The organism is Halolamina salina (genome assembly GCF_054653455.1).
In genome coordinates, this window is the sequence record NZ_BAAIGE010000002.1 from 361,942 (window position 1) to 375,495 (window position 13,554).

Consider the following 13,554-nt stretch of genomic DNA (forward strand, 5'->3'; position numbering starts at 1 on the left):
GGCGCGGCGTCAGTGCCGCCGCCAGAGGAGGTAGCCGCCGCCGATTGCGAGGATCGCGCCCCCGACCCGGTCGCCGGCGGGGTGGACCGCGAGCGCGATACCGCCGACGAGCAGCAGGCCGGCGAGGTAGTCCGGCGTCTCGAAGCGCGGGTCGGGGTTGTCCGCGGGCGCGAACGCGCGATCGAGTCGGTCCAGCGCGACGTGACGCAGGTCGCCCGTCGCTTCCCGGTTCCCCTCCGTGTCGGTGACCCGGAGCAGGGTGACTCCCGCCTCGCCATCGGCGTCGACACCCACGACGCGAAAGACGGCGCCGGCGTCCGGCCCGTCCGTCAGCCGGTAGTGGTCGTACACTGCGGGCTCGGCGGGCATCGTCACTCCCAGGGGTGGCCGCCGGCGGTGTCGGGCCAGAGCGGGTACCAGTGGGACTCCTCACCCTCGATCTCGAGCTCGCCGTCCAGCACGGACCGGAGTTTGAACTCCGCTCTCGTGTTGCGGTCGTGGTCGCCGGTGGGACAGAACGGGTAGTAGGCGCCGCGGCGGAACGAGTAGATCCAGTAGGCGCGGTCGGTGCTGGCACGGGTCGCGCCCGCCCCGCGATCGCCGGAGTTCCCCCCGGACTCGGCGACGTTCCCGTCACCTTTCTCGAAGCCGAACACCGCCGCGAGCAGCCGCGAACCGAACCCCTGTTCGACGAACTCGTCGGCGGCGAAGTGGACGCTCGTCACGAGGTCCTCCGGGTCGTCGTCCTCGAGGATGACCCAGTGGTAGCCGTGGTCGTCCTCGCGGCGACGGAACTCGGTGCCAGTCTCGGTCTCGCCGGCCCGGAGGATCGCCTCCACCTCGTCGACGGCGTCGGCGAAGGCGGTGCTGTCGACCTCGGAGAAACAGAGCGCGGCGGCGCCGGCGGACTCGTAGCCGAGTTCGGCCTCCATCGTGACGTAGGCGGTGCTCATGCCGAACAGCGCCTCGGGGTCGGCCGCGCTCGACGCGTCGGCCTCCGCCCGAGTGCCCAGCACGGACTTGATCGAGTCGAAGATGCCCATACCCACCGTTCGGGTGCCCGGCGTTTAGTCCTGCGGTCAGACCGCCGGAGCGGTAGTTCTCGGTACCCGTCGAACTCCGACTGAGCCGTTCCGGACGGCTACTCGCCCGTCGAGGACTGGGCGACCTGCCGCTGGCCCTCCGCCCCGTCGTGGACGACCGTCGTCGTCCCCGGGCGGGCGCCGTCGAACTCGACGGTCACCACGTAGCCGCGGCTCACGAGCGCCTGCGTGCAGGACTCGTCGGGGTCGGACTTGTCCTCGGCCACCACGCGGACCGTGAGTTCGTCGGCGTCGGCGTCGTAGCGCGCCGACTCGAGCGCGGGGTAGGTACAGCCGTTCCGACCGACGATGCAGCCCTCGACCGTGACGGTGGCGCCGTCGGCGGCGATGCTCGCGCTGCCGGGCGAGTCGCAGTCTCCCTGCTGTTCGAGCGACCGGGAGACGATCGCCGTCGACGCCCCGGACGGCGTCTCCGTCGGCGTGTCAGTGTCGTCCGGAGTCCCGTCCTCCGGCGTGTCGGTCTCCGGCGTCTCGGTATCCGTCCCCCCGTCGGTGTCGGTCGGCTCGGCCCCGCCGTCGGGCGTCTCCGGCGCGTCGCCGACACAGCCGGCGACCGTGCTCAGCGCCGCTGCGGTGCCGGCGAGGAACGTTCTGCGTTCCATACCTCGGCCAACGGGGGCTACTTGCATAAGGTCGCGGTACGGACAAAATCTCCTTTGTTCCTCGCCCCCACGCCGACTGGGAACCGGAACCGACTTATGCGGGTCGGGCGTTTGTCGATATGAGTCCGGATAGGGTAGTGGACTATCCTCTTGGCTTGCGGAGCCAGGGACCGGAGTTCAAATCTCCGTCCGGACGTTCCTTCACTTCGTTCAGTCACGACCGGACGTGCCCACGCTCACTTCGTTCGCGTGGACTCCGTCCGGACGTTTTCGCCGAATGACGACGACGAGCGACAGCGAGGATTCCGTGTGGAGACTAGCTGTGACGGAGCGTTTCGGTAGGGACCTGAGCGACTGTCTCGTCCCGACGACACCCGCCGTCGACCCGCCGGTCGTCCCGTCGCCGTGACGCCCTCAGAGCGGAGGGGAAGCGTTTTACGCGCCACGCCCGGGGTGTGAGTATGACCGTCGAGCTGCCGTTCGCCCCCGTCGACGCCATCATCCGGCGCAACGCGGACGGGCTCCGGGTGAGCGCCGACGCGGCCGAGAAGCTGGCGGCGCACGTCCAAGACCGCGGCGCCGAACTCGCCATCGAGGCCGCCGAGCGAGCGACCGAGGACGGCCGGAAGACCCTCATGGCCGAGGACTTCGGCGTCGAGCAGGTCGTCGACCGCGACGCCGTCGACCTCCCCGTCGCGCCCGTCGACCGGATCGCCCGTCTCCGTATCGACGACCGCTACCGGGTGTCGATGGAGGCCCGCATCGCGCTGGCGGACATCCTCGAGGACTACGCCGACAACGTCGCCCGCGCGGCCGCCAAGCTCGCCCGCCACGCCGACCGCCGGACCGTACAGGCCGAGGACATCGAGACGTACTTCTCCCTGTTCGAGTAATGCAGTTCGGCTACTCGGACCGGTGTCTCGACCACGATACCGGCCCCCGACACCCGGAGTCGCCGGACCGGATGCGGGCGATCAGGGAGGCGCTCAAGGACCGCCACGGCGTCGAGTACGTCGACGCCCCCGCCGCCGACCGGGCCGACATCGAGCGCGCCCACGACACCGAGTACGTCGCCGAAGTCCGGGAGTTCTGTGCGGACGGCGGCGGGGAGTGGGACCCCGACACAGTCGCCGGCGAGGACACGTACGAGGTGGCGCGCAAGTCGGCGGGGCTGGCGATATGGGCGGCAGAGACCGCCCTCGACGGCGCCGACGGCCGTGACACCCCCTTCGCGCTCGGCCGGCCGCCGGGCCACCACGCCGAGTCCGACGAGGCGATGGGGTTCTGCTTCTTCAACAACGCCGCCGTCGCCGCCCGCACGGTGATCGACGATCCCGACTCCGCCGTCGACAGCGTGGCGATCTGGGACTGGGACGTCCACCACGGCAACGGGACCGAGGAGATCTGTGCCGCCGACCCGGACGTGTTCTACGCCTCGACCCACGAGGAGGGGCTTTACCCCGGCACCGGCCCGATCGAGGAGACTGGCGAGGGCGCCGGCGAGGGGACGACGCTGAACGCGCCGCTCTCGGCGGGCTGTGGCGACGCGGAGTACCGCCACGTGTTCGAGCGGGCGATCGCGCCCGCGATCGAGCGCTTCGACCCCGACCTGCTGCTGGTCTCGGCGGGCTTCGACGCCCACCGCCACGACCCGATCTCGCGGATGCGCGTCTCCACGGAGGGGTACGCCCAGTTCACCGACGCCGTCCGCGAACTGAGCGACGACATCGGCGCCGCGCTGGCGTTCGTTCTGGAGGGCGGTTACGGGCTGGACACGCTCTCGGAGAGCGTCGGCGTGGTCCACGAGACGTTCGACGGCCGCGAACCGATCCCCAAGGACGACGACCCCGCCGGGGAGGTCGTGGAGCTGGTCGAGCGAATCCGCGAGATCCACGACCTCTGAGTCCGATCAGATTTCCGGCTCGAAGTACGCCCGGAGTTCCTCGCCGAACTCTTCGGCCAGCGCCGCCGTCTCGTCGCCGACCAGCACGTCGTAGGACCCCCCGAGCGCCGTCTCGACGTGGGTGCCGAGCGCCACGTCGAACAGCGTGTCGCTCCGGAGCAGGGCCTCGGGCGTCCGGTGTTCGCGCTCCCGTTCGACCACGTAGCGACCGGCGTCGACGAACGGGCCGTACGCCGACTCGTCGTCGGCGTAGGCGTCGTAGAACGACGCCGCGTGTTCGCCGACGTGGACGGGCGGCCCCTCGTGGCGTTCGACGGCGGGGAGTTCAGCGACGGCGGTCTCGACGAACAGCACCGACGTCCCCGACGCCGTCTCACCTACGCCGTCGGCGAACGTCGTCGCCCGCAGGGTGTCGAACCCCCGGCGGTCGAACTCGTCGGCGACGCCGCCGAGCGAGCGCCGGAGCTGCGGGTAGAGCTGATCCTCCACCACGTCGGGCGTGTCGAAGACGACCGCGACCGCGTGGCTCCCGCGCCGGTCGAGATGCTCGCGAACGCCGGCAGCGTCGATCGGCTCGGTCGGTTCGGGGAAGAACAGCGACTCCCGCGGCTCGTCGAGCAGTTCCCGACAGTAGTGCTGGAACCGCGCCAGATTGGCTTCCGACAGCACGGCGGCGACGTTGCGGTCGGGGTCCGTGGGATCGATCACGACGAGGGGATCGTCGAACTCGGCTGCCTCGGCCACGTCGGGCGGGACCTCGGCAGGACCGCCGTCACCACGCAGGTCGAACCGAACCGGCGGGTGCCACTCGGCGGCGGCCTCGACCAGCGGTCGGAAGCCGCCGTACTCCAAGACGAGCAGTTCGACCAGATAGCCGGAGAACCCCTCGGTCCGGAGGTCGCTGCCGTAGACGCCGACGCCCTTCATGAACCGCTTCAGGAGCCGGGCGGCCTCGGCGAGTTCGGGGGTGTATCTCGCCTGGAGGAAGGCGTCGTGGAACGGCGTCCGGTCGACCGCCGAGCGGATTTCGGTCGCCGAGTCGACGGCGTAACACGGCACCAGATCCACGTCGAACCCCTCGTACTCCCCCTTCACGTAGGGGTGTTCGGCGTACTCCTCGTGCCCGTCGGGGAGGACGGCGTGGCCCACGTCGAGGCCGTAGCGTTCGAGTTCTTCGCGGTCGATTTCGGTGGGGAAGCGGACGAACAGGTCGATGTCGCGGTCGCCGGCGAGCCACGTCGAGCGGGCGCTGGATCCCACCTGCGTCACGTCGGCGTCGACGGGTAGCTCCTCGATCGCGGTCTCGGCACGGTCGGTGAGTTCTTCGGTGACGGCGCGCAGGCGCTCGCGCTCGTCGGCGTCGGGCGTGACGCGCTCGCTCACGCGTTCGAGCACGGCGTCGAGGGCGTCGTCGGTCATGGGCCACGGTTCCGCGACGCGGGAGGAAACCGTGTCGGTCGGGCCGCCGGGGGGAAACGAAACCCATTTGTGTGAAACCACGGTACGAGAAAGTGAGCCGTCGTAGCTCAGCTGGTAGAGCACCACGCTGTTAACGTGGTTGTCCCAGGTTCGAGCCCTGGCGACGGCGTCGATCCTTTCGGTAGTCTCAAGGGCGAGCCGTCCGGCTGTTCGTCTACGGGCCCTTAGCTCAGTCTGGTTTACAGCCCCCGGCTCATAACCGGGTGATCGGTGGTTCAAATCCGCCAGGGCCCATGAACCCCGCGAGCGACAGCGAGCGGTGGTGATTTTCCGACCTGGCGATTTGAACCAGGGAGTGGAGTGAAACGGAACGACCGTGGTTCAAATCCGCCAGGGCCCATCCGAGTGCTCCGAACGACAGTGAGGAGCCGAGGCTGCCGCCGTGGCGGATTTTGAACCCAGAGAACGAGCGATAGCGAAGTTCGCGTGGTTCAAATCCGCCAGCCCCCCGTGCCACGCCGACACTCAAACGGCTCTTTGCGCTTGAGTGACGCCTTTCCCCGCCCCGGCCGAACTGCGACTCATGCAGCACGACTCCCTCCCCCGCCGCCGCGCCCTCGCCGCCATCAGCGCCACCGTCACGGCCGCCGTCGCCGGCTGTTCGAACCTCCCGGGCACCGACGACACCACCGAGGAACTCACCTTCGACGAACTCCACCAGACGCCGACGTACGTCGCCGACGGCGTCGATCTCACGCTCCACGAGGAGGTCCCGACCGTGAGCGCGACCAACAACGCCGATCTGCTCCTGCTCCCGGGCGACACCGACGTGGCGGCCGAGCAGGCCGCCGACTGGCTGGCCGCCGATCGGGCGATCGCGCTTCTGGGCGACGACGCCGAGCCGACGTGGCTCGACTGGGAGGCCAGCGACGCCTTCGACGACACGTTCGAGAACCGGGGAGCGGCCGACAGCGATCCGGACCCCGATCTGCTGGTCGGCGTAACCTTCGAGAACCGAACGGCGACGTACAACCGGACGTGGGCCGACGGGCCGCGCGATCGGGACTTGATCCGTGCGCTGGACGAGATCCTCGTCGAGATCGCGGCGCGGACGCCCGCCTGACGACCACCAGTTTCCTAACCCCCCTCCACTGAGTAAGGGGTATGCTGCTCTGTGTCGACTCGGACGCCGCCTCGCGGGAGGCGACGGCCGAGACGCTGCGGGACGCCGGGTTCACCGTCGCGGAAGCGGCGACGATCGCGGCCGCTCGCGAGCACGTCGACGACGATCTCGACGCGCTCGTCACCGAACAGTCGCTGCCCGACGGGACCGGACTGGAGCTCGTCCGTGACGTCCGCGAGACCGTCCCCGACACCCCCTGTTTCCTGTTCACCGACCTGCCGATCGAGGAGATCGATACCGCCGCGTTCGGCGACATCGTCGTCGAGTACGTGCCGAAGGACGCGCCCGAGGCCCGCGCGGACCTGCTCGATCTCGTCGAGCACGCCGTCGCGTTCCGGAGTCAGACAGCCTACCCGCTGCCCGAGAACGAGGAGGCCCGACTGGCCGCCCTGGAGCGCTACGCCGTCGAACCGGAGGCGCTGGGTGAGTCGTTCGACCGACTGACCGAGATCGCGACCGAACTGTTCGGCGTCGACGCCGCCGCTGTCGGGCTGATCGACGCTCACGAACAGCGCTTCCTTGCCTGTCACGGCATCTCGCTCGACCCGATGGACCGCGAAGACACCGTCTGTACGTACGCGCTGCTCGACGACGGCGTGACCGTGATCGAGGACGTGCAGGCGGACCCGCGGTTCGATGAGAACGAGGGGCTGCAGGCCGCGAACATCCGGTTCTACGCCAGCAGCCTGCTCCAAACGCCCGAGGGCGAGGCCGTCGGGACGTTCTGCATCTACGACGACGCGCCGCGGGAGTTCTCGACGCGCGACCGGGAGCTGCTCGAACTGCTCGGCGCGGAGGCGATGGATCAACTGACGCTCCGTCGCGACCGGCGGGAGACGGAGGTAGCCGATGAGTGACGACGGCTACGCGTTCCCAGGGCTCCCGCTCGACCCGATCCGGCCGGGGACGACCGTCCTGTTGGCCGGCCCGGCCCACTCGGGGGCGCGCGAACTCGGTCTCGGGATGCTCGCCGGTCCCTCCGGCGAGGGGGCGATCGTCGTCACCACCAACCGACGCTCGCGGCGCATCGCCGCCGACTGCGAGCACGTGGGGCTGGAGCTTACCGCCGACAGCACGGCGATCCTCGACTGCGTCGGCGACGAGGACGCGGACGTGCCGGCGCGGGTGCTCCCGGTGTCGGGACCCTCGGACCTGACGGGGATCGGGATGCGCTACTCCGACGTCCACCGCGAGTTCGAGCGCTCCGGGATCGATCGCGTCCGCACGGGGCTGTTCTCGCTGTCGACGCTGCTCTCCTTCGGCGACCTCAAGACGGTCTCGCGGTTCGTCCACACGCTCGTCGGGCGCATCGACGCGCTCGACGGTCTCGGCGTGCTGCTGATCGACCCCGCGATCCACGACGACCAGACCGTCAGGACGCTCTCGCAGTTCTGTACCGGCCGGATCGACGTTCGCGAGGGGGACGACGGCCCCGAACTCCGGACGCGTGGGCTGGCCGGACACCCACGGGAGTGGCGGACGTTCGATCCGGCTCGGAAGGATAGCTAAGCAGTCGCGGGCTGTCGCCCGTCCCCGGCCGCCCTCACTCCGAAACCACGTCGCCAGCACGCTCCCCGAGCTCCTCCTCGACCTGCCAGAGGTACAGCGCCGCGTAGCTCCGCACCGGTTCCCAGCGCGCCGCGAACTCGCGCATCTCCCCGCGGGTCATCTCGGGGTCTTCGCCGTGGTGATCTACGAGCGTCTTCAGCCCCTCCCGGACGCCGAGGTCGCCGACGGGGAACACGTCCGGGCGGCCGAGCACGAACAGCAGGAACATGTCCGCGGTCCACGGCCCGACGCCGGTGATATCGGTGAGCGTCTCGCGCACCTCGTCGTCGGCCATCGCCGCGAAGTCGTCGCGAGTCCACCCCGCCTCGGCGAACGAGTCGGCAATCTCGTTGACGTACCGCGTCTTCTGTCGGGAGAGCCCGGCGTCGCGCAGAATCTCGTCGTCCGCGGCGCGGATCCCCTCGGGCGTCACCTCGACCGCGTCGAACAGGCGCTCCCGCGTCGCCGCCGCCGACGCCATCGACACCTGCTGGCGGAGGATCGAGACGATCAGGCGCTCGAAGGCGTCCTCCGCGGGGTCGATCGAGACGGGACCGACCTCGGCGACGATCGGGCCGAGGTACTCGTCCTCGCGGAGGCGGTCGTACGCGTCGTCGTCGCTCACGTCGTCGGGTCCCACCGTCATACTTCGAAGCGCATCCCGTCCTCGGCGATCGACACGTCGCCGTCGAAGCCGGCGCGCTCGACGCTCTCGATCATCTCGTCGTGTTTCCCCTCGGTGTGGGGGTAGAGATGCGTGAGCAGCAAGCGGTCGATGTCGGTCCCGGCCAGCGCCTCGCCCAACTGCGTCGGCGTCGGGTGGTTGTCCACGTCCACCTCGTCGGGGAACGAGCAGTCGTGCAGCAGCACCTCCGAGCCGTCGGCGAAGCGGGCGATCGACGCGCTGGCCTCGCCGTCGGCGCCGAACGTGAACTCGCCGTCGCTCCCCTCGCTCGCGAATCGGTAGGCCAGACAGTCCATCGAGTGGACCGTCTCGTGGGTCGCGATCTCGAAGCCGGCGGCCTCGAACTCGCTGTCGGCGCTCACCTCCCGGATCGAGAGGTCGACCCGGCCGTCGAGGTAGTCGTGGACCGAGAGCAGGTCGTCGACCAGCGCCTTCGTCCCCGACGGGCCGATCACTTCGAGGTACTCCTCGCCGGCGAGCCACCGCGCCTTCAGCAGCGCGAGCAGGTCGCTGACGTGGTCGAGGTGGTGGTGGGTCAGCAGCACCGTCGACACGTCCTCGTAGCCCACGTGTGACTCCGAGAGGCGGTGGAGGACGCCGGCGCCGCAGTCGACCAGCAGCGCCCGGTCGTCGCGTTCGAGCAGGAGTCCGGTCTGGACGCGGTCGGGCAGCGGCATGGCGCTCCCCGTCCCCAGCAGCGTGACGCGCATGGACGCCAGTGGGCGGCCGGCGGGGAAAGGCTGTACGGTCGGTTACTTCCGGTCGGCGGCGGGGAACTCGATCAGGACTGTCGTCCCGTCAGGCCCCGTGGACTCGATGCTGAGTTCGCCGCCGGCCGCGCGGGCGCTCCATGAGGCGAGCCAGAGCCCCAGCCCCCGGCTGTGTTTCAGCGGCGTCTCGGCCTCGCGTCTGAGCACCTCCCGTTCCTCCGCGGGGATCCCCGGCCCATCGTCGTCGATGCGGAGGCGGACCGTCCCGTCAGCCTCCTCGATCCGGAGCCGCGCCCACGGCTGGTCGCCGTCGTTGTGCTCGACGGCGTTCTCGAGGAGGTTCCGCAGCGCCGTCGTGAGCGCGGCCTCGTCGGTGACGGCGGCCCGCGTCCCCGGGAGATCGGACTCGACGATCGCGTGTTCGGCGTCGAACCGCGCGACGACCTCCTCGGCGACCTGCCCGAGATCGACCGGCTCGGCCGCCTCGACCGACGAGGGCTCGATCCGCGTCATCTCCCGGACCTTCTCGCTGGTCGCGACCACGCCGTCGACTTTCGACTGGACCTGCGCCGCGATCGCCGCCGGATCGTCGGCCTCGCCCGACTCGATCCGCTCGGCGAGGCCGTGGACGACGTTCATGTCGTTGCGGAGGTTGTGCCGGAGCACGCGGTTGGCGACCTGCAGCCGCTGTTCGTACGCGCGGCGGTCGGTCACGTCCCGCAGCACGAGCGCGTAGCCGGTGAGGGTGTCCTCGGCGTCCCGCAGCGACGAGACCTGCACCTCGTAGGTGCGGCGGATCCCCTCCGTCTCCCCGTCGACGGTCGTCCCCGAGAGTCGGGAGAGGGGCGTGTCGGGGAAGACGGCGGAGATGTGGTCGCCGGCGGTGGGCGCGGGCGTCAGCACCCGCCGCGCGCGCTCGTCGGCGTCGACGACCATCCCCTCGGCGTCGAGCACGACCAGCCCGTTCCCGACCACGTCCAGCGCCGCCTCCCGGGCGATCGGCGTCCGGTCGAGCAGGTCGAATCGGAACAGCGAGACCCCGATCAGCGTGACGGTGGCGCCGAACGTGAACGGCGTGAGGTCGAGGCCGGGCACCGGACTGGCACCGAACGTGAACGCGGCGTTCGCGAACAACGGCGGCACCACCGCGGCCAGCAGCGTGGCCGCCTGTCGGTGGTAGAGCTCGGAGGACCGGGCCGCCGTCCGGAGGACGAGGTAGATCCCGAACCCGATGATCGCGTAGGCGTAGGCCATGTGGACGTAGTAGCCGAGCGCGAACTCCGGGGCGAACACGCGGATGACGCCGGTGGCGGCGAGATCGAGGTCGGACCAGATCAGGCCGTGCCGAGGGTTGGTGAGCACGAACGCCGCGAACACGGCGGGTTCGGACACCATCGCCAGGCGGGCGGCCCGGGTGAGCCACTCGCCCTTGCCGGCGTAGCGCAGCGCGAACAGCAGCCACACGGTGGGGATGAACCCCGCAACTGCGAGCGTCAGCTGCCACCACGCGAGCTGTTCCGGCCGGGCCGCGAACCCGAGCTGGACGCCGTAGCTGAACGCCCACGTCCCGATGACGGTGACCAGTGCGACGAACCCGCCGACGTAGCGCTCGCTTCGGTTCCGCCGGACCGCCACCGCCAGCAGCGCGGAGAGCGTGCTGACGCCGAACAGCAGCAGCGACGGCAGCCCCGGAGCCCACGCCATGGTACGACCGTGGGGTCAGGTGGGTGGGGTGAAAAAGTACCGGGGCAGCGGTCCCCGACGTGTCAGCTAACCGTCGAGGAACGACGAGAGCGTGGTGAGATCTTCCTCGTCGACACCGAACGCGGACACGTCGTTGTCGTCGACGGTGTTGTCCATCTGCAGCGAGCGGTACTGGTCGCTCCCGAACGGGAACCCCGGGACGTAGTCGAGCGCCGAGAGTCCGATCTTCGACAGCGACATCGGGATCGGGAGCACGTTCACCCCGCGACCGTCCGCACGGTGACCCAGACGCGCGACTTCCGCCATCGTGAGCTTCTCCGGGCCGCCGATGTCGTACGTCTCGCCGACGTGGTTGTCCTCCAGCACGGCGTCGGCGAGCATCGGGACGAGGTCGCCGACGTGGATGGGCTGGAACCGCGTCTTCCCGCCGCCGGGCAGCGGCGTGATGTACGGCGGCGCGAGCAGTTTGGTGAACTTCACGAACTCCCCGCCCTCGCCGAACACCACCGAGGGGCGGGTGATCGTCCAGTCGAGGTCGGAGTCGCGGACGACTGCCTCGGCCTGCCCCTTCGCCCGGATGTAGTGAGTCGGCCCGTCGGGGTCGGCGCCCAGCGCACTCTGCTGGAGGAACCGATCGGCGCCCGCTTCCTCGGCGGCGGCGACGAGGTTCTTCGTCCCCTCGAGGTGGACCTCGAAGTGTTTCCCCTCGCCGCCGCTGGGGGTGAACAGCGGCGAGAGCGCGACGAGGTTCACCACCGCGTCGTGGCCGTCGACGGCCGACTCGATCGAGTCGTAGTCGGTCACGTCGCCCGTCGCGTGGCTGACGCCGTCGGGCAGCGACTCCTCCGGCTCGCTGCGGGACATCGCGGTCACGTCGTGGCCCCGCTCGACGAGTTCGGTACAGAGCGGGCGACCGATGAAGCCGTCACCGCCGGCGACGAGTATCTCCATACGTGTGAAGTGGGCGCACACGAACTTAAATGGCGGCGGCAGCGGCGGCCGTCCGTGGTGGCAGCAGCCCCGGACCGACGCGCCTTAATCCCGCGACGAACACCCTCCGTCCATGCTCATCACGCTGGAGGGGCTGGACGGGAGCGGGAAGACCACCGTCTGGGAGGCCCTCCACGACTCCCACCCCGAGGCGACGTTCACCCGGGAGCCAACGGAGTCGTGGTACGGCGACGCCGTGAACCGCGCCATCGACGACGACGACGCGGACCCGCTGGCGACGCTGTTCCTGTTCACCGCCGACCACGCCGACCACCTCTCGCGGACGGTTCGGCCCGCGCTGGAGAACGACGAACTGGTGATCTCGGACCGCTACTCCGACTCGCGGTACGCGTATCAGGCCGCGGCGCTCTCGGGCAGCGAGCTCAAGCGCCCGCTTGAGTACATCCGGGGGATCCACGCCGCCTTCACCGAACCGCCGGACGCGACCATCTACATCGACGTGGACCCGGAGACGGCGGCGGCCCGGAGCGGCTCGGCGAACCAGTTCGAGGACGCCGCCTTCCTCGCGCAGGTGGAGTCGAACTACGAGCGCCTGATCGAGGCCGAGCCCGAGCGGTTCGTGCGCGTCGACGGCACGCAGTCGCCGGAGGACGTGATCGCGGCGGTGGAGGACGCGGTCGACCGGCTACTGGACGAACACGAGTGAGCGGCGGCGGTCGCTACTCCCACGTCTCGGGGAGGTCCACGTCTTCTGGTGGGGGAACGTAGAGCACGTCGACGAGCGCGCCCAGTCCGATCGGGACCGCGACGAGCAGGGTGAGCACGATCGCGGGGCTCGCGAGATCGGGACCGAGACCCAACAGCCCCGAGAACAGGTACGTCGAGCCCAGCAACACCACGGGGATCCCGGTGACGGTGAACACCGCGGCCCCCCCGCGGGTATCGAGCGCGATCCGGAAGTAGCGCGTGAGCACCGCCGCGAGGAGGGTGTGGGCCGCGACGAGCGCGAGCAGGAACCCGATCGAGAGCGCCGAAGCCATTACCCGGCTCTCGGTGCCGCGTGACCTTTTCGTTGTCGCTGTCGGTCGGCGACCGTTTACGACTGAGATTTCGGCGGCTGACCGTTGCCGCCTCCGACTGAGACACCGGCGGCTGACCGTTGCCGCCTCCTACTGTTCGATCCCGTCGCTGCCGCCTGCCCGCCGCGCCTCGGTCAGGATGCTCGAGACGGGCTCGGTGTAGTCGTAGCCGGGGATCACGCCCTGCACGAACGTCCCCTCGACGAAGTCGACGACCGCGGCGGCGTCGTCGACGCCCCGAGCCGGGTCGATGTCCGTGAATCCGGCCCGGACCTCGGCGGTTCGCGTCCCCTCGTGGACCGTCTCGGTGACGGTCGGTTCGAGCTCGTGGTCGCCCGCGAGCACGCCGCCGCCGATGCCGTCGAGGCGGCGCTCGAACGTCTCGTACCAGCCCTCCTCGACGACCGGGGCCACGTCGCTCTCGGTCACCTCGTCCAACATCGGGACGCGGACGACGATCTCGAACCGGATCTCACCGCCCTCGCCGGGTTCGGCGGCGACGGTCCCCTCGAAGGGGGTGGCGGTGGCGGCGAACCGGTCCTCGGCGTCGCTCTCGGCCGCGAACGCGTCGTGGCGGCGGAACGCCCGCCGGGCTCTGTCGGGTAGCTCGCTCATACCCGTTCCACGTGATTGCGGCGAATAAGCGCGTCCCTTCCGGGGGCGTACG

General features: G+C 70.1%; 17 protein-coding genes and 3 tRNA genes. 10 read left to right on the forward strand and 10 right to left on the reverse strand.

The annotated features are described in order from the left end of the window. Positions 1–9: 9 nt before the first annotated feature. The 3 genes from ACYQZ5_RS02370 to ACYQZ5_RS02380 all read right to left on the reverse strand — a co-directional run bounded on the left by ACYQZ5_RS02370 (position 10) and on the right by ACYQZ5_RS02380 (position 1,705). Positions 10–369, reverse strand: a complete 360-nt coding sequence (locus ACYQZ5_RS02370) for a hypothetical protein (protein WP_379730539.1) — start codon at positions 367–369, stop codon at positions 10–12. Between the two features lie 2 nt (positions 370–371). Beyond that, positions 372–1,043, reverse strand: coding sequence for a PspA-associated protein PspAB (gene pspAB, locus ACYQZ5_RS02375; RefSeq protein WP_379730538.1), 672 nt, complete (start codon positions 1,041–1,043; stop codon positions 372–374). Between the two features lie 98 nt (positions 1,044–1,141). Next, complete coding sequence (locus ACYQZ5_RS02380) at positions 1,142–1,705, reverse strand: hypothetical protein (protein ID WP_379730537.1); 564 nt, start codon at positions 1,703–1,705, stop codon at positions 1,142–1,144. 123 nt (positions 1,706–1,828) lie between these two features. Here ACYQZ5_RS02380 and ACYQZ5_RS02385 point away from each other — a divergent pair. The 4 genes from ACYQZ5_RS02385 (at position 1,829) to ACYQZ5_RS02400 (ending at position 3,608) form a co-directional block, all read left to right on the forward strand. Next, a tRNA-Arg gene (locus tag ACYQZ5_RS02385) sits at positions 1,829–1,901 on the forward strand. Between the two features lie 81 nt (positions 1,902–1,982). Beyond that, a complete protein-coding gene (locus ACYQZ5_RS02390) occupies positions 1,983–2,114 on the forward strand; it encodes a hypothetical protein (RefSeq protein WP_379730536.1) in 132 nt (43 codons plus the stop codon). Positions 2,115–2,166: 52 nt separating this feature from the next. Continuing rightward, on the forward strand, positions 2,167–2,598 hold the full coding sequence (locus ACYQZ5_RS02395) for a histone family protein (RefSeq protein WP_379730535.1): 432 nt from the start codon (positions 2,167–2,169) through the stop codon (positions 2,596–2,598). Next, the gene (locus ACYQZ5_RS02400; RefSeq protein ID WP_379730534.1) at positions 2,598–3,608 is read left to right on the forward strand and encodes a histone deacetylase family protein; all 1,011 of its coding nucleotides are present in this window, start codon (positions 2,598–2,600) and stop codon (positions 3,606–3,608) included. The genes ACYQZ5_RS02395 and ACYQZ5_RS02400 overlap by 1 nt, the downstream gene beginning before the upstream one ends. 6 nt (positions 3,609–3,614) lie before the next feature. Here the strand turns inward: ACYQZ5_RS02400 and cca are convergent, their stop codons facing one another. Further along, a complete protein-coding gene (gene cca, locus ACYQZ5_RS02405; protein ID WP_379730533.1) occupies positions 3,615–5,027 on the reverse strand; it encodes a CCA tRNA nucleotidyltransferase in 1,413 nt (470 codons plus the stop codon). A gap of 96 nt (positions 5,028–5,123) precedes the next feature. Here cca and ACYQZ5_RS02410 point away from each other — a divergent pair. The 5 genes from ACYQZ5_RS02410 to ACYQZ5_RS02430 all read left to right on the forward strand — a co-directional run bounded on the left by ACYQZ5_RS02410 (position 5,124) and on the right by ACYQZ5_RS02430 (position 7,719). Further along, a tRNA-Asn gene (locus ACYQZ5_RS02410) sits at positions 5,124–5,196 on the forward strand. Between the two features lie 49 nt (positions 5,197–5,245). Further along, positions 5,246–5,321 (forward strand) — tRNA-Ile (locus ACYQZ5_RS02415). A gap of 289 nt (positions 5,322–5,610) precedes the next feature. Continuing rightward, entirely contained in the window at positions 5,611–6,150 is a 540-nt protein-coding gene (locus ACYQZ5_RS02420) for a hypothetical protein (protein ID WP_379730532.1), read from the forward strand. Between the two features lie 41 nt (positions 6,151–6,191). Further along, on the forward strand, positions 6,192–7,067 hold the full coding sequence (locus ACYQZ5_RS02425; protein ID WP_379730531.1) for a GAF domain-containing protein: 876 nt from the start codon (positions 6,192–6,194) through the stop codon (positions 7,065–7,067). Beyond that, on the forward strand, positions 7,060–7,719 hold the full coding sequence (locus ACYQZ5_RS02430) for a DUF7504 family protein (RefSeq protein WP_379730530.1): 660 nt from the start codon (positions 7,060–7,062) through the stop codon (positions 7,717–7,719). The genes ACYQZ5_RS02425 and ACYQZ5_RS02430 overlap by 8 nt, the downstream gene beginning before the upstream one ends. A gap of 34 nt (positions 7,720–7,753) precedes the next feature. Here the strand turns inward: ACYQZ5_RS02430 and ACYQZ5_RS02435 are convergent, their stop codons facing one another. The 4 genes from ACYQZ5_RS02435 to ACYQZ5_RS02450 all read right to left on the reverse strand — a co-directional run bounded on the left by ACYQZ5_RS02435 (position 7,754) and on the right by ACYQZ5_RS02450 (position 11,808). Next, positions 7,754–8,404, reverse strand: a complete 651-nt coding sequence (locus ACYQZ5_RS02435) for a DNA-3-methyladenine glycosylase family protein (protein ID WP_379730529.1) — start codon at positions 8,402–8,404, stop codon at positions 7,754–7,756. Then, positions 8,401–9,153 (reverse strand): MBL fold metallo-hydrolase, encoded by a 753-nt coding sequence (locus tag ACYQZ5_RS02440; protein ID WP_379730528.1) that lies wholly within the window; start codon positions 9,151–9,153, stop codon positions 8,401–8,403. Before ACYQZ5_RS02440 ends, ACYQZ5_RS02435 begins: the two co-directional genes overlap by 4 nt. A 42-nt stretch (positions 9,154–9,195) precedes the next feature. Further along, on the reverse strand, positions 9,196–10,857 hold the full coding sequence (locus ACYQZ5_RS02445; RefSeq protein WP_459845026.1) for a histidine kinase N-terminal 7TM domain-containing protein: 1,662 nt from the start codon (positions 10,855–10,857) through the stop codon (positions 9,196–9,198). Positions 10,858–10,923: 66 nt separating this feature from the next. Continuing rightward, complete coding sequence (locus tag ACYQZ5_RS02450; RefSeq protein ID WP_379730526.1) at positions 10,924–11,808, reverse strand: complex I NDUFA9 subunit family protein; 885 nt, start codon at positions 11,806–11,808, stop codon at positions 10,924–10,926. Positions 11,809–11,920: 112 nt separating this feature from the next. Between ACYQZ5_RS02450 and tmk the strand changes: the two genes are divergently transcribed. Then, positions 11,921–12,514, forward strand: a complete 594-nt coding sequence (gene tmk / locus ACYQZ5_RS02455; protein ID WP_379730525.1) for a dTMP kinase — start codon at positions 11,921–11,923, stop codon at positions 12,512–12,514. Positions 12,515–12,527: 13 nt separating this feature from the next. On the opposite strand, the gene ACYQZ5_RS02460 is transcribed toward tmk, so the two are convergent. Both ACYQZ5_RS02460 and ACYQZ5_RS02465 read right to left on the reverse strand, forming a co-directional pair. Further along, positions 12,528–12,848, reverse strand: coding sequence for a DUF7991 family protein (locus ACYQZ5_RS02460; RefSeq protein ID WP_379730524.1), 321 nt, complete (start codon positions 12,846–12,848; stop codon positions 12,528–12,530). A 129-nt stretch (positions 12,849–12,977) separates the two neighbouring features. Beyond that, positions 12,978–13,502 (reverse strand): DUF5813 family protein, encoded by a 525-nt coding sequence (locus ACYQZ5_RS02465; protein WP_379730523.1) that lies wholly within the window; start codon positions 13,500–13,502, stop codon positions 12,978–12,980. Positions 13,503–13,554 lie beyond the last annotated feature (52 nt).

What these genes read in the sequence shown, in the direction of transcription:
- ACYQZ5_RS02450 (WP_379730526.1), bottom strand. Translation starts at nt 11,808, where the DNA reads ATGGAGATACTCGTCGCCGGCGGTGACGGCTTCATCGGTCGCCCGCTC.
- pspAB (WP_379730538.1), bottom strand. Translation starts at nt 1,043, where the DNA reads ATGGGCATCTTCGACTCGATCAAGTCCGTGCTGGGCACTCGGGCGGAG.
- ACYQZ5_RS02445 (WP_459845026.1), bottom strand. Translation starts at nt 10,857, where the DNA reads ATGGCGTGGGCTCCGGGGCTGCCGTCGCTGCTGCTGTTCGGCGTCAGC.
- ACYQZ5_RS02370 (WP_379730539.1), bottom strand. Translation starts at nt 369, where the DNA reads ATGCCCGCCGAGCCCGCAGTGTACGACCACTACCGGCTGACGGACGGG.
- ACYQZ5_RS02460 (WP_379730524.1), bottom strand. Translation starts at nt 12,848, where the DNA reads ATGGCTTCGGCGCTCTCGATCGGGTTCCTGCTCGCGCTCGTCGCGGCC.
- ACYQZ5_RS02400 (WP_379730534.1), top strand. Translation starts at nt 2,598, where the DNA reads ATGCAGTTCGGCTACTCGGACCGGTGTCTCGACCACGATACCGGCCCC.
- ACYQZ5_RS02390 (WP_379730536.1), top strand. Translation starts at nt 1,983, where the DNA reads ATGACGACGACGAGCGACAGCGAGGATTCCGTGTGGAGACTAGCTGTG.
- ACYQZ5_RS02435 (WP_379730529.1), bottom strand. Translation starts at nt 8,404, where the DNA reads ATGACGGTGGGACCCGACGACGTGAGCGACGACGACGCGTACGACCGC.
- ACYQZ5_RS02395 (WP_379730535.1), top strand. Translation starts at nt 2,167, where the DNA reads ATGACCGTCGAGCTGCCGTTCGCCCCCGTCGACGCCATCATCCGGCGC.
- ACYQZ5_RS02440 (WP_379730528.1), bottom strand. Translation starts at nt 9,153, where the DNA reads ATGCGCGTCACGCTGCTGGGGACGGGGAGCGCCATGCCGCTGCCCGAC.
- tmk (WP_379730525.1), top strand. Translation starts at nt 11,921, where the DNA reads ATGCTCATCACGCTGGAGGGGCTGGACGGGAGCGGGAAGACCACCGTC.
- ACYQZ5_RS02465 (WP_379730523.1), bottom strand. Translation starts at nt 13,502, where the DNA reads ATGAGCGAGCTACCCGACAGAGCCCGGCGGGCGTTCCGCCGCCACGAC.
- cca (WP_379730533.1), bottom strand. Translation starts at nt 5,027, where the DNA reads ATGACCGACGACGCCCTCGACGCCGTGCTCGAACGCGTGAGCGAGCGC.
- ACYQZ5_RS02380 (WP_379730537.1), bottom strand. Translation starts at nt 1,705, where the DNA reads ATGGAACGCAGAACGTTCCTCGCCGGCACCGCAGCGGCGCTGAGCACG.
- ACYQZ5_RS02425 (WP_379730531.1), top strand. Translation starts at nt 6,192, where the DNA reads ATGCTGCTCTGTGTCGACTCGGACGCCGCCTCGCGGGAGGCGACGGCC.
- ACYQZ5_RS02420 (WP_379730532.1), top strand. Translation starts at nt 5,611, where the DNA reads ATGCAGCACGACTCCCTCCCCCGCCGCCGCGCCCTCGCCGCCATCAGC.
- ACYQZ5_RS02430 (WP_379730530.1), top strand. Translation starts at nt 7,060, where the DNA reads ATGAGTGACGACGGCTACGCGTTCCCAGGGCTCCCGCTCGACCCGATC.